We start from the raw sequence: 12,965 nt of genomic DNA, 5'->3' as shown, positions 1-12,965 counted from the left end.
CGTAATTGAGATGAGAAATATCCGAAAGGAATTTCCCGGCATTATTGCAAACGACGGAATAACGTTGCAAGTTAAACGAGGCGAGATTCATGCGATTTTAGGTGAAAACGGAGCGGGAAAATCAACTTTGATGAGTATCCTTTTCGGGTTATACCATGCAGATGAGGGCGAAATCTTTGTAAAAGGCGAAAAAGTAAAAATAAACAATCCCAACGACGCCAATGCTCTCGGAATAGGTATGGTTCATCAGCATTTTAAACTTATTCACAATTTCACCGTAACTGAAAATATTATTTTAGGAAAAGAAGGCGGTTTTATTTTAAATAAAAAAGCCGCCGAAAAGAGAATACAGGATTTAAGCGATAAATACGGGCTTTTTATTTCGCCCGACGCCGTTATAAGCGATATAACGGTAGGTATGCAGCAGCGCGTAGAAATTTTAAAAATGCTTTACCGCGATGCCGACATTCTTATTTTTGACGAACCTACAGCCGTTTTAACGCCTCAGGAAATAAGCGAGCTTATGCAAATTATGCGTAATCTTGCCGCCGAAGGCAAGGCTATTATTTTAATAACTCATAAATTACAGGAAATATTGGATTCAGCCAACCGCTGTACTATTATAAGAAAGGGTAAATTCATCGATGTCGTAGATGTGGCTTCTACAACTAAAAATGAACTTGCCTCTAAAATGGTTGGAAGGCCAGTTGATTTTAATGTCCCGAAAGAACCGTGTAAACCCGGTGCAACCGTTTTGGATATAAGAAATTTAAGCGTACTGAAGGAAAAAAAACTTACGGCCGTAGATAATTTTTCTCTTGAAGTTAAAGCGGGAGAGATTGTAGGTATTGCAGGTGTGGACGGAAACGGGCAAAGCGAGCTTGTAGGGTTAATGCCTATTGAATCGGGAGCCGTTATTTTGGACGGTAAGGATATTTCCAAATTTTCCATAAGAAAACGAGCTGAAGCAGGTTTGGGGCATGTACCTGAAGACAGACAAAAGCACGGCCTTGTACTTCAATATTCCATTGCGGAAAATATGGTTATAAAATCCTATTATACCAGGAATTTCCAGCGGCACGGAATTTTAAGACGAGATAAAATAAAGGCTTTTGCAAAAAAGATAACCGACGCCTTTGATGTCCGCTCCGGAAAGGGTATTGAATCCGCTGCGGGAAATTTAAGCGGAGGGAATCAGCAAAAGGCGATTTTGGGGCGGGAAATTACGCTTGACCCTAAACTTTTAATTGCCGTAAATCCTACACGGGGTCTTGATGTAGGTGCAATAGAATCCATTCATAAAGAAATAGTAAAACACCGCGATGCGGGACGGGCGGTTCTTTTAATTTCTTTTGAGCTTGACGAAATATTTAATTTATCCGATAGGATTGCCGTTATGCACAGAGGAGTTTTAAGCGGGATTGTAAAACCGGAAGAAACCACCGCCGAAGAAGTCGGTTTAATGATGGCCGGAATGGGAGGCAAAAATGGCTAAGCTAAATTTAAAAAAAAGCGGCTTAAAAAATATAAATTTATCGGAAAATAATTTTGTAATAAGTTTTTCAGCGGTTTTATTGGGGCTTGCCGCAGGAGCCGTATTTATAGCCGTTTTGGGAAATAGACCGCTTACGGCTTTTTCATATTTGTTCCGGGGCGGTTTAATGAATATCGAGCGCATAGGAAACACGCTTGCAACGGCTACGATTCTTTTATTTGTAGGACTGTCTGTCAGTTTTGCTTTTAAAACGGGTCTTTTTAATATCGGAGCTTCGGGGCAAATGCTTATAGGCGGGCTTTGTGCAACTTATATCGCCTTAAACAGCTCTCTTCCGCGTCCGGTTTTACTGATTGTACTTATATTGGCGGCTATTGCTGGCGGCGCCTTGTGGGGACTGTTTCCGGGGCTTTTAAAGGCTTTGTTTAATGTGCACGAGGTTGTTTCCACTATAATGATGAACTGGATAGCTTATTGGACGGCTTACTATGTTATTCCATGGTATTTAAAGGGTGAAATGATAGAAACCGAAAGCCGTTCCATTGCGGAAGCCAATACTTTGCGCGCTCCGTGGCTTTCAAATTTATTTCAAAGCGAGTATATAAATTACGGAATTTTTTTGGCTATTGCCGGTATGTTTTTTTTAAAAATAATTTTGGATAAAACGACTTTGGGTTTTGAGCTTAAAGCCGCCGGTTATAATAAAAGTGCTGCGGAATATGCGGGTATTAAGGTAAACCGCAATATAATCTTTTCTATGATGATTGCGGGAGCCTTTGCAGGTTTAGCCGGACTTACCTATTATGTAGGCTATTCTTTAAATATTCAAATAGGAGTTTTGCCGTCTCAAGGTTTTGACGGAATTGCCGTAGCTCTTTTGGGTGCGGGAAATTCAATCGGGGTTGCCTTAAGCGCAATCTTTTTCGGAATTCTTCATGTAGGAAAGGGCTTTATGAGTGCAAACACATCGGTTCCTCCCGAAATTGCCGATACGATAATTGCGGTTATAATTTATTTTACCGCAACAAGTCTTTTATTAAAACGGTTTTGGAAAAAAATTCAACAGCGTTTGTACGAAAAAAAACTTCCTTCCGCATCAATTATAAAGGAGAAAAACTGATATGTGGTATATTTTAACTTTGATATTTCCCTATGTTATAGCATACACGGTTCCGCTTTTAATTACCTCGTTGGGGGGGCTTTACAGCGAAAGAAGCGGTGTAGTAAACTTGGGTCTTGAAGGTTTAATGCTTGTAGGAAGTTTTGCGGCCGCGATTTCGATAAATCTTTTAAAAAATATTTTGCCCGCACCTCTTTTAATTCCTGCGGGGCTTTTAGCCGCCGCAACTCTCGGTGTTTTATGCTCTCTTTTACATGCCTTCGCTTCAATTACTTTAAAAGCTGACCAAATTATAAGCGGGACTGCAATAAATATGCTTGCCGCAGCCTTAACCGTGTACATAGCCCGCTCAATTTTAGGTTCCGGAAACGTCAGGGTTGACGGCATTATAAGAAGGGATATTCCGGGGCTTGTAAATATTCCTATTTTGGGAAAATTGTTTTTTTCTCAAACTTATTGGAGCACTTGGCTGGTCTTGGCAATTTTAATATTTTCATGGTTTTTGCTGTATAAAACTTCTTTCGGATTAAGATTAAGGGCTTGCGGAGAACACCCTTCAGCCGTTGCAAGTGCAGGTGTAAATGTTCACAAGATGCGGTATTTTGCAGTTTGTGCAAGCGGTGCATTGGCGGGTTTGGGCGGGTCCGTAATTTTGGTAACTTATTCGGGCGAATTTAACGGAAGTGTTGACGGTTTGGGCTTTTTAGCCCTTGCCGCCCTTATTTTCGGGCAATGGAAACCGCTTGGTATTTTAGGCGCAACTTTTTTCTTCGGTCTTGCAAGAACCGTTGCAAACGTATCTCAGGTTATTCCGGCTTTAAGCGTTATTCCTCCGATTTGGCTTAAAATTTTCCCGTATATAATAACGCTTGCCGCTCTCGTGGTATTCAGCAAACATTCCGCCGCTCCGAAGGCCGACGGTGAACCTTATTAAAGATAAAAAAAATGAAAGCCGCTTTTTTTAAGATTGTTTTATCAAAAATCGTTTCAGGTAAAGCTTTTTTTATAAAAGCGGTTTTTATTTTTACTTTTGCATTTTTCCTTCAGCCTCCTTATGCGCAAAATGAAGATACTTTAAAAAACGGTTCGGAGCGTTCGGCTGTATCGGGGTTTAAAGGTATTTGGGAAAACGGCGAAAGACTGGTGGAATTTTTTAATTTAACTGAAGACGAAATTTCTTTTAAATTCGATATAAGAACCGTTTTAAAATCTTACTATAAATTTTTTTACGATGACGCCGCCTCTTTTTCCTGCTCAATGGGAAAACCTGTTACGGAAAACTCTTCGATTTTCGTTTTAAATATTAAATACCCGCTTGTAAAAAAATTAAAAGTTTTTCCCGTATGCGTGGAAAACGGTTCTTTTTTTACTTCGTTTTACAGGCGCATAAAATCGGACTCTGAGGAAAATGAAGAATTCGATAAACTTAACGGCTTTTGGATAGAAGAAGGCAGCCGCAGAGGTTTTCTTATTTATCCGGATAAGGAAACGGAATCCTTCGATGCATATTTTTTTACCGATAAGGATTATATAAGATTCAGATATTGGCTTGATGATTTGGATTATAATGAAAAAAAAGTACATGTAAAGGGTATGGACGGCTCTTTGTACGAATTTCCCAAACTTATAAACAGAAACGGGCTTATTTATTCGTGTGTTACAAGCAACGGCCGAGTACTCCGTAATTTTGAAACCGGCATATATACCGTGTCTCCGGCTGAAACGGGGCGGGAGTCCGGAAGGTTTACCGTAACTTTAATTAAGCAGGGCGCAGGGATAGGAACTCATTCCGTACCGGATACATATCCGCATGAAAAATTTCCAGTTATGGAAAATATTCCGTTGTATATTTTAAATAACGGGGAAGCATTCGCTTTCGGTGAGCCTTATCTTAAGCGTTCGACAATTACCGATTTGGATAAGGAAATAAAAGAACATAATTCAAAGAGAAGAAAACTGGCCGAATAGAGTTTTAATTGACTTATGCCGTTTATTATGTTATACTTTTTAAAAGGAGCAGTAAAATGATTTTAAACAGCGTTGCCGTAAGAACGGAAGAAATGGAAAAGTCCATTGAATTTTACGAAAAAATATTGGGCTTTACTTTTAACTATATGATGTCCGCAGCCCCGTGGAAACGTATAGCCTTTTTAACCGAGCCGGAAAGCGGAATGAACCTTGAGCTTATCAGTAACGAAAAAGCGAAACAAAACGCTGAAAGCCGTATTTCACTTACAATTCAAGTGGAACAGATAGGCGAAGCGGAAAAATTTTTAAAAGCCAATAACGTACGCATAATAGTTCCGCCGCGTACGGTAAAAGACGGAAAAAAGATGCTTACCGCCGTTGACCCGAACGGAGTGGAAATAGATTTTATCGAGTTTAAAAAAGATTAGGAGACAATTATGCTTAAAACCGTAAAAGACACGGAATTAAAAGGAAAACGCATTATAATGCGAGTTGACTTTAATGTTCCAATGAAAGACGGAAAGATTCAGGACGATACCCGTATAACCGCAGCCCTGCCGACAATAAAATATATTTTGGAGCGGGGCGTACGCTCGCTGGTATTAATGAGCCACTTGGGCGACCCTTTAAAAGATTCCAAAAAAGCTAAAGAAAAGGCCGAAAAAGAAGGAAAGCCGTTTGATATGGAATCTTATCTTAACGGAAAACATAGAATGAAACCCGTTGCTGAGCACCTTGCCGAGCTTTTAAATAAACCTGTTGAATTTGCGGATTCCTGTACGGGGCAGCTTTTAAAAGTAAATTCTCTTCCGCAAGGAGGAATTTTGATGCTCGAAAATACCCGTTTTCATAAAGAGGAAACCGCAAAAGAAGTTTCCGAGCAGGAAATTTTAGCCAGAGAGCTTGCTTCTTACGGGGATATTTTTGTAAACGATGCCTTCGGTACCGCTCACCGTGCTCATGCTTCCACGGCGGAAATCTCAAAATTCGTTAAAACAAGCGTCGCGGGATTTTTAATGGAAAAAGAAATTAAATACCTTGAACCTATGATTAAAAATCCTGAAAAACCTATGACCGCCATAATAGGAGGTGCAAAGGTTTCTTCAAAAATAAGCGTTTTGGAAAGTTTATTAAAAAACGCTTCTTCGCTTATTATAGGGGGCGGTATGGCGTATACTTTTTTAAAGGTTAAGGGGCACAAAATAGGGAAATCCCTCTTTGAAGAAGATTATATGGAAACCGCAAAACAGCTTTTGGAAACCGCCGAAAAGAGAGGTGTAAAAATTATTCTTCCCTTGGACCATATTTGTGCAGAAACCTTTTCTTCCGATTCAGAGCCCGTTGCGGTAGACGGCGAAGATATTCCGGATAACCTTATGGGAATGGATATAGGGCCTAAGACGCTTGCCGTTTACAGGGATACAATAGTTTCTTCAAAGTCCGTAATTTGGAACGGGCCGGTAGGCGTTTGCTCATATCTTTAACTTGCTCGGAAAGAGAAAATATTACATTAAATTTTTCTTCCGCCGTTTTGGAAGCTGCGGATAAGGCTTCTATTTCGCCTGAAAGTTTTTTTAATGTCGCCGTTATGGTTTTACCCTGTGCGGAGGATTCTTCGGCAAGTTTTCTTATTTCATCCGCAACAACCGCAAAGCCTTTACCGGCGTCCCCCGCATGAGCGGCTTCAATGGCGGCATTCATTGCAAGTAAATTGGTTTGACTTGCAATATGCTGAATAACCGAGCTTGCCTCAAGCAAACCTCCGGATTCTTCGGCTATTTTTTGAGTTACGTTATTGGAAGCCGCTATGGAAATTTTTCCGTCTTCCGTAGCGGAGGCAAGATTTTTAATTGCGTCGTTGGCCTTATCCAGAGTTTGCGTAATCGAACTTATGTTTGCAACCATTTGCTCAATGGCGGAAGAAGATTCCGCTACCGAAGCGGCCTGATTTTCAATACTGCCGTTAAGCTGTTTTATAGTTCGGATAATTTCTTCTACGGTAGAGGCGGTTTCCGTAACACTTGCCGCCTGCGTAAGAGCTTGCTGCTTAACTCCGTCTATATTCGTACTTATCTGATTAACGGCGCTGGCAGTTTCGGTCATATTGCTTGAAAGGTCGCTTCCTATATTTTTCATAGTTACGGCACTGCCGCCCACGGATTTTATCGAATTGCCGATTTTTTCTATTGTTTGATTAAAATAAGAAGCAAGGTCGGTAATTTCGTCGTTACCTTGAAGGGGCAGTCTTACGGTTAAATCTCCCTCTCCCTGAGCGATATCCTTAAGAGAATTAACGGCGATATTGATAGGCTTTACTATTCCTATTGCGACAAAGAATATTGTAACAAGTGAAATTACTAAAATTATAAACCCTATTGTCCACATCGACAAAGTAAGCGTATTTATAGTTCCCATAAATTCATGTACCGGTGCGGAAATTATAACCGTCCAGCCGGTACTTTTCATCTTTGCAAAAGAAGAAATACTGGAAACGCCGTTATAATCATAAAAGCCTACGGAGCTTTCGCTGCTGTTTAACGCCGTTTGTAAAAACCTTCCGAGAGAAGATAAAGAAGAATTTGTTTTAGCATTTTCAATCATATTATGCTGCTGCGAAACGAGATTAAAATCTTTATGGGCTACAGTAGTCCCCGTAATACCTATTATTCCGCAATAGCCCGTTTCTCCTACAACAATATCTTTAATTATTTGTGTAAGTTTGTCGGCCGTTACGGTGGCAAGCATAACACCCGTAACGGAGCGGGCATCGTTATAAACGGGTAAGGAAAATACGACAATAAAAGCGCCGTCCAATCTCGAAGTAATGGGCTCGGAAATAAACTTTTTCCCTTGAGCAGCCGTAAGATAAAAATCTCTGTCGCCTACAAATACGGTTTGGCCGCTATCCGTATAACGCACACCGTTCATATCGCAAATATCAAGCCTGTGAAAAAGCTCGTTAAATGCGGCTTCCTTTTTTAAATAAGCGGTTTTTTCTTTATAAGAACTGTCGCTGCTGTAAAGTATAGGTGCTCTGGCAACTCCTTCCAAAAACTGAAATATTGAAGCCGTACTTGAATCGATTATTGTAGCAGTATCATTTGCCTTATCAATAAGATGCGCTTCAACTTTTTCGGTTACAGCTTTTCTTGAAATATACATAGCTGAAACTCCAAGCATAAACAAAGAAAGAATTACAAGCGGAACAAAAATTGCAAGTAATTTTAGACGTATCGAAAACCGTTTTTTCATTTTTCCACTCCTTTATAATCGGTTTTTAGTATGCAATTATTTTATACTTTTATTCCGAAAATTCGGAAAATATAGATGTGAATATACATTACAGGCTGTAATTGATTTATGATGGGAACTTTTATATTTAAACGATTTTTAATTATGAAATAATTTTCTCGGGGGGGGGGGGGAGGGTAATACGGATTTTTTACATTCATGTCAAGTACTCCTGTATCGATATCACATATTCAGTATATACCAATCGATAAAATATTTCAATATACAGAGATATAAATTTTTAAATATTTTTAAGTATCTTTTATATTTTTATTTTAATAAAAGATACTTAAAAAAGCATTTATATATAAGAGTTTTCAGTTTTTAAAATGTTTTGCCAATATTTTTCTTCCGATTAAAATACCGAGAAATCCGCAGACAAAACTTGCAATTAAAACCGAAGCTCCTATCCAGCCTACGCTTACCGCAATGGTTTCGTCCATTTGTGCGGCAGTCATACCTCTTTCTATCCATGTACGCTTATAACTTTCGGCAAAAAAAACGGCGGGAATAATGCCGCCTGCGCTAGAACCTGCTTGCATAAAAGCAAAACCCAATCCGTTTTTAATTGTATTTTTGTATTGAGAGGTTGCCGCAATGCCGTCTGCTATCAGCGCCCCTATAATTGAAGTAATAAACCACGGTAAATATGCCATACCCAGTACGGCGATTAAACCGTGTACCAAAAGTGTTTGAAGCGTTAAAATACCCAACTTAGGTACCTTATATACAAGAAATAATATAATCGTACCGCCGATAAGACTGAAAATTGCAGGTGAAAAGGCATGACCCAATGCATTTAATGCAGCGGTCAATCCGCCGATAGCCGAATAGGCAACAACATAAATTGCCGTTACAATTCCTAAAAAAACAAAGTCTTTTACTTTGTACCCCTTTGACGCATCTTTCATTTAATACCTCCATAAGGTGTGAAAAAGCACACCGATTATATTTAAAAATAAACGGAAGACGGTATTTTAACCTCAGCCGTTTATTATACCGCCTATAAAATGTTCAAAAATATGTTTTACGGCATCGCCGTTTTCCGATGTACGTATATCGGAAGCGATTCCGGTTTCGTCCAAAAAAAGAAGCCTGTCGCATGTGTTCATAATAAATTCATAATCATGCGAAACGATTAAAACGGTATTATCCTCCGAAGCTAAATCGGAAAGCATGGCAGAAACATTCAGCATATTTTTGTAATCCAAACCGCTTGTCGGCTCGTCCAAAACCGTTACCGCACTGTTGCGGATATAACTTGCCGCTATTATAAGCCGCTGTTTTTGTCCCATAGAAAGACTCATCGGGTGCATGTCTTTTAAATCGTAAAGATTAAGGCACTTTAAAACTTCTTCTATCTTTTTATGTAAGAAAGGACTTTCAGCCGCACCAATTAAAAGCTCATTGTATACGGTATCGCCGAAAAGCTGATAATCAACATCATTCATTACAAAGTTAATGTTTTTTACCCGCGCAAAAGCCGGAAGTTCTTTTTTCCCCATTACTATGCCGCCTGAATCTTCTTTATAAATCCCCGAAATAATCCTCAAAAGAGTGGTTTTGCCTATTCCGTTTTTACCGACAAGAGCCGTTATATCGCCCTTGTATAAGGAAAACCCGATATTGTTTAATATCTTTTTTCCGCTGTCCTTATACGAAAATGAAATATCTTTTAAAGCGATAACGCATGTTTCTCCTTTTTCCGCAAACTCCTCAGCATTGCGGAAGCGGCGGACGGGTTTATCTTCAAAAATATTAAGGCTGCGTAAACCTAAACCGTGCAGCTCCTCGTTAGTCAGAGCACGGAATTGCTCCGCCGTGTATTCTTTTTCAATTTTTCCTCCGTTGATATACAATACGCGGTCAAAAAGCTCTTTTAGATAATAAATACGGTGTTCCGCAATAATAACCGTTAAACCCTTTTCTTTTAATGAGCGGATAACATTTCCCAGTATTTTTATTGAAGCGTAATCTAAATTGGAAGAAGGTTCGTCAAATAAAATAATGGAAGGCATAAGCGTTAAAGCGGAAGCGACTGCAATTTTTTGTTTTTCTCCGTTAGACATATCTTTTAATTTTTTTGTAATCAGCCGTTCTATGCCGATAATTTGTACGGCATATTCCATACGCGTTTTTATTTCCGCCCTTTCCACGCCGTAGTTTTCGCAAGCAAAAGCAATTTCCGTCAACACTTCGCCCGTAAAAAATTGACTTGCCGGGTCTTGAAAAACCGAGCCTACATATTGTGAAATTTCATACACGGGCAAATTGCCTATATTCAATTCTTTTATAAATATATCTCCTGAAAATTCTCCTTCAAAAAATTCCGGGATAAGGCCGTTAATACATTTTGTTATAGTTGACTTTCCCGAGCCGCTCATACCGGTTAACAAAATACACTCCCCGTCTGCGGCAAAAAAAGACGGAACTTTAAGCTGCGTATCCTTTTTACCTTTGTAAGTAAAAGCAACGTCTTTAAAACTAATCATACTGCCGCCTTAAAAATTAAAGTATACAAAAAATTTTTACTTTCAATAAAGAATAAGGTTATTTGGTTTGCGTAAATATAAGACACCGAAATTAAGGCGGCGGCAACGGCAAGAATAAAAAAATCAATCTTACCCAAACTGACATCTACAAGGCTTGTTTTAGTTCCGTTATATTCGACACCCTTTACCAAGGCGGCTGCCGTCATCTCTTCGGATATTTTTAAACTTCTAAAAAGGAGAGGTACAAGGCTGTATTCGATTAAGGTTAAGGGTTTTGTAAAAAAAGTTTTAAAAGAACTTTCAATCCCGCGCATTTGCATACATTCTTTTATAATCGTAAATTCTTTTTTTGCCGTAGGTAAAAACCGGAAAGCGACCGTAAGGCTTAAAATAAAACCCTTATGCAATTTCATTTTACGCAACGCATAAATAAGCTCGGTAGATTGTACTTTTTTTATAATTATATGTGCAATCATAATAAACGAAAAAAGTTTTATATTCATAAAACCTGCAAAACCTGCAAACGAAATAACGGCCTTTAAAATAATATTTTTTGTGTCTATGTTCGGAAGACGGCTTAATGCAAAGCTGATTAAAAACGCAATCAGATATTTATAAGCGGTACGGCGCATTTTAAACATTAACATAATAATAAACGATAAAATAAAAGCGGCCGCAATAACTGTAAAATAGGCCGTACGCAGCATAATAACGGATACGCAAGTGTTTATAATAAGAAGGGTTCTTACATCAAGCATATTTTTTTTTATTTATATAATCGTCAATGCAAAAGGGTTTAAAAGGCATTATAGAATCTCCTAAGGCAAACTTGATTAACCTCAGGTAACATACTAATTATTTCCGACGGTTTCGTCAATAGGATTTTGTAATAAACGGGTAATTTTAATTTAAAAGAGGAGCTCCGTCATAAAAAAATATAAAACACCTTTTTTTAAACTTCGCTTACAAATGTACGGGGAAAATAAACAATCCCAGTTTGTATAGGCAAGCGAAGATTGTTTATTCTTATAAACGGCTTTTTTTTAGTAATTTACCAAAGACCCATAAAGAACTGAAGTAAAAGACTTACCGCAGTTATACCCGCCCAACAGGAAGCACCGAGAAAAAGAGGTTTTCCTCCCGTTTTTATCAGTTTTACAATATCGCTGTTTAGCCCGACGGCAGCCATGGCAGCAACAATTAAAAATTTACTCATCGTTTTAAGAGGTGTAAAAATTTCAGCCTTTACGCCTAATTTCAGCGCAACTGTTGTAATAAGCGATGCTCCGATAAAGTAAAGAATAAAAAACGGAAATATTTTTTTAAAGTTTACGGACTTACCGATACTGCCGCTTTTCTTTGCTTCCTGCGTACGCATAAGTGCAAGAACAAAGGTAATGGGAATAATTGCAAGCGTACGCGTCAGTTTTACCGTAACCGCCTTGTCCAAGGTTTGAGAACCTAAATTCCACATGCTATCCCATGTAGAAGCTGCGGCGGTAACCGATGAGGTGTCGTTAATAGCGGTGCCTGAAAATATACCGAAAGCGTCTCCCGATAAGGTATCGAACCCCAACAGTTTCCCGAGCACCGGAAAGATAAGTGCTGCAAGCACATTAAAAAAGAAAATGACGGAAATTGCCTGAGCTACTTCCTCATCGCTTGCATCTATTACGGGAGCCGTTGCCGCAACTGCAGAGCCTCCGCAAATGGAGGAGCCTACACCTATAAGAACCGAAATATTTGATTGTGTATTCAAAAGCTTTTTCAAAATAAATGCGGTTAATAAAGATGCGGCAATTGTACATACGATAATCGGAAGCGATTGACTTCCCGTTTTAAGTATAACGGTATAATTTAAACCGAAACCTAACAATACCACAGCCCATTGCAATACTTTTTTTGAAACGAATTTAATTCCGGTTTCTGCAAGACCCTTATTTTTCCAAAACATAGAAATTATCATTCCCGTCAAAATGGCGATTACGGCACCGCCCATAATCGGAAATAATTTTCCTAAAAACCATGACGGAATTGCAAGGATTGTACAGACGGCAATCCCGAAAAGATTTTTTTTAATAAAATTCATTTTTTCTCTCTCCCTACAAAATATCCAGACCTTACTTTTTATATATTTAAACTTTATTCATCTATTTAATTTTCGGCTTTATCATAGAACCTATTTTTTTATCTCTCCTCCATTGGGGAATCTCTCCGTCTTCGCCCCAATATTCATCTACGGAAATTATCTTATCGTTTTGTAATTGTATAAATGAAGTTACATGAAATGAAAGCGGTTTATTTGTTGCAAATACGTGTACGGCAGTAATAATTAAACTTCCGAGCGTTTCAATCCTTTCAATTGAGCCTGCCCATTTATCCGGATACTCGCAATTTACTTTTATAAATTCATCGACAGTAAATTGCTCTCCCGTATTATGCCACCTGATACGGGCTGCCGGAACAAAAAAAGGTTTTATCAAAGCGGCATCCTGTTTAACGATCGCATGCCAATATTTATTTATATCCATATTTTTACCCCGCTTGGTTTATAAACATATCACTTTCGGACAATATGTAAAAGAGGATAGGAATTTAT

At 38.7% G+C, this 12,965-nt stretch carries 11 protein-coding genes and 1 pseudogene; 6 read left to right on the top strand and 6 right to left on the bottom strand.

What is annotated here, in order from left to right; all coding sequences use genetic code 11:
- The first annotated feature begins 10 nt into the window (after positions 1–10).
- The 6 genes and pseudogenes from DYQ05_RS06550 to DYQ05_RS06525 form a co-directional block, all read left to right on the top strand.
- A complete protein-coding gene (locus tag DYQ05_RS06550; RefSeq protein WP_206184111.1) occupies positions 11–1,495 on the top strand; it encodes an ABC transporter ATP-binding protein in 1,485 nt (494 codons plus the stop codon).
- Positions 1,488–2,615, top strand: coding sequence for an ABC transporter permease (locus DYQ05_RS06545; RefSeq protein WP_206183123.1), 1,128 nt, complete (start codon positions 1,488–1,490; stop codon positions 2,613–2,615). The genes DYQ05_RS06550 and DYQ05_RS06545 overlap by 8 nt, the downstream gene beginning before the upstream one ends.
- Position 2,616: 1 nt before the next feature.
- Positions 2,617–3,549 carry an ABC transporter permease gene (locus DYQ05_RS06540; protein ID WP_024469813.1) on the top strand — a complete coding sequence of 311 codons (933 nt, stop codon included), beginning with the start codon at positions 2,617–2,619 and terminating at the stop codon, positions 3,547–3,549.
- Between the two features lie 11 nt (positions 3,550–3,560).
- Positions 3,561–4,583 (top strand): hypothetical protein, encoded by a 1,023-nt coding sequence (locus tag DYQ05_RS06535; protein WP_206183122.1) that lies wholly within the window; start codon positions 3,561–3,563, stop codon positions 4,581–4,583.
- 56 nt (positions 4,584–4,639) lie between these two features.
- Positions 4,640–5,011 (top strand): VOC family protein, encoded by a 372-nt coding sequence (locus DYQ05_RS06530; RefSeq protein WP_024465774.1) that lies wholly within the window; start codon positions 4,640–4,642, stop codon positions 5,009–5,011.
- 9 nt (positions 5,012–5,020) lie between these two features.
- Positions 5,021–6,061: pseudogene (locus DYQ05_RS06525) on the top strand (phosphoglycerate kinase); the annotation flags it as partial.
- Here DYQ05_RS06525 and DYQ05_RS06520 read toward each other — a convergent pair.
- The 6 genes from DYQ05_RS06520 to DYQ05_RS06495 all read right to left on the bottom strand — a co-directional run bounded on the left by DYQ05_RS06520 (position 5,979) and on the right by DYQ05_RS06495 (position 12,897).
- Positions 5,979–7,835 carry a methyl-accepting chemotaxis protein gene (locus DYQ05_RS06520; RefSeq protein ID WP_206183120.1) on the bottom strand — a complete coding sequence of 619 codons (1,857 nt, stop codon included), beginning with the start codon at positions 7,833–7,835 and terminating at the stop codon, positions 5,979–5,981. The pseudogene DYQ05_RS06525 and the gene DYQ05_RS06520 sit on opposite strands and share 83 nt — an antisense overlap.
- A 356-nt stretch (positions 7,836–8,191) precedes the next feature.
- Positions 8,192–8,785: an MptD family putative ECF transporter S component gene (locus DYQ05_RS06515; protein ID WP_020965200.1), complete on the bottom strand. Its 594-nt coding sequence runs from the start codon at positions 8,783–8,785 to the stop codon at positions 8,192–8,194.
- 72 nt (positions 8,786–8,857) lie between these two features.
- Positions 8,858–10,366, bottom strand: a complete 1,509-nt coding sequence (locus DYQ05_RS06510) for an ABC transporter ATP-binding protein (RefSeq protein ID WP_206183119.1) — start codon at positions 10,364–10,366, stop codon at positions 8,858–8,860.
- On the bottom strand, positions 10,363–11,124 hold the full coding sequence (locus DYQ05_RS06505; protein ID WP_206183118.1) for an energy-coupling factor transporter transmembrane component T: 762 nt from the start codon (positions 11,122–11,124) through the stop codon (positions 10,363–10,365). Before DYQ05_RS06505 ends, DYQ05_RS06510 begins: the two co-directional genes overlap by 4 nt.
- A 293-nt stretch (positions 11,125–11,417) precedes the next feature.
- Positions 11,418–12,455, bottom strand: a complete 1,038-nt coding sequence (locus DYQ05_RS06500; RefSeq protein WP_024468176.1) for a YeiH family protein — start codon at positions 12,453–12,455, stop codon at positions 11,418–11,420.
- A gap of 61 nt (positions 12,456–12,516) precedes the next feature.
- On the bottom strand, positions 12,517–12,897 hold the full coding sequence (locus DYQ05_RS06495; RefSeq protein ID WP_024470011.1) for a hypothetical protein: 381 nt from the start codon (positions 12,895–12,897) through the stop codon (positions 12,517–12,519).
- Between the last annotated feature and the right edge of the window lie 68 nt (positions 12,898–12,965).

Origin of the sequence: Treponema pedis (genome assembly GCF_017161325.1) — a bacterium.
In the GTDB taxonomy this organism is placed as follows: domain Bacteria; phylum Spirochaetota; class Spirochaetia; order Treponematales; family Treponemataceae; genus Treponema_B; species Treponema_B pedis.
This window is presented reverse-complemented; position numbering and strand designations above follow the sequence as displayed.

Bases quoted from the DNA above. Each gene is read 5' to 3' on its own strand.
- DYQ05_RS06550 (WP_206184111.1), top strand. From the start codon at position 11: ATGAGAAATATCCGAAAGGAATTTCCCGGCATTATTGCAAACGACGGA.
- DYQ05_RS06545 (WP_206183123.1), top strand. From the start codon at position 1,488: ATGGCTAAGCTAAATTTAAAAAAAAGCGGCTTAAAAAATATAAATTTA.
- DYQ05_RS06540 (WP_024469813.1), top strand. From the start codon at position 2,617: ATGTGGTATATTTTAACTTTGATATTTCCCTATGTTATAGCATACACG.
- DYQ05_RS06535 (WP_206183122.1), top strand. From the start codon at position 3,561: ATGAAAGCCGCTTTTTTTAAGATTGTTTTATCAAAAATCGTTTCAGGT.
- DYQ05_RS06530 (WP_024465774.1), top strand. From the start codon at position 4,640: ATGATTTTAAACAGCGTTGCCGTAAGAACGGAAGAAATGGAAAAGTCC.
- DYQ05_RS06520 (WP_206183120.1), bottom strand. From the start codon at position 7,835: ATGAAAAAACGGTTTTCGATACGTCTAAAATTACTTGCAATTTTTGTT.
- DYQ05_RS06515 (WP_020965200.1), bottom strand. From the start codon at position 8,785: ATGAAAGATGCGTCAAAGGGGTACAAAGTAAAAGACTTTGTTTTTTTA.
- DYQ05_RS06510 (WP_206183119.1), bottom strand. From the start codon at position 10,366: ATGATTAGTTTTAAAGACGTTGCTTTTACTTACAAAGGTAAAAAGGAT.
- DYQ05_RS06505 (WP_206183118.1), bottom strand. From the start codon at position 11,124: ATGCTTGATGTAAGAACCCTTCTTATTATAAACACTTGCGTATCCGTT.
- DYQ05_RS06500 (WP_024468176.1), bottom strand. From the start codon at position 12,455: ATGAATTTTATTAAAAAAAATCTTTTCGGGATTGCCGTCTGTACAATC.
- DYQ05_RS06495 (WP_024470011.1), bottom strand. From the start codon at position 12,897: ATGGATATAAATAAATATTGGCATGCGATCGTTAAACAGGATGCCGCT.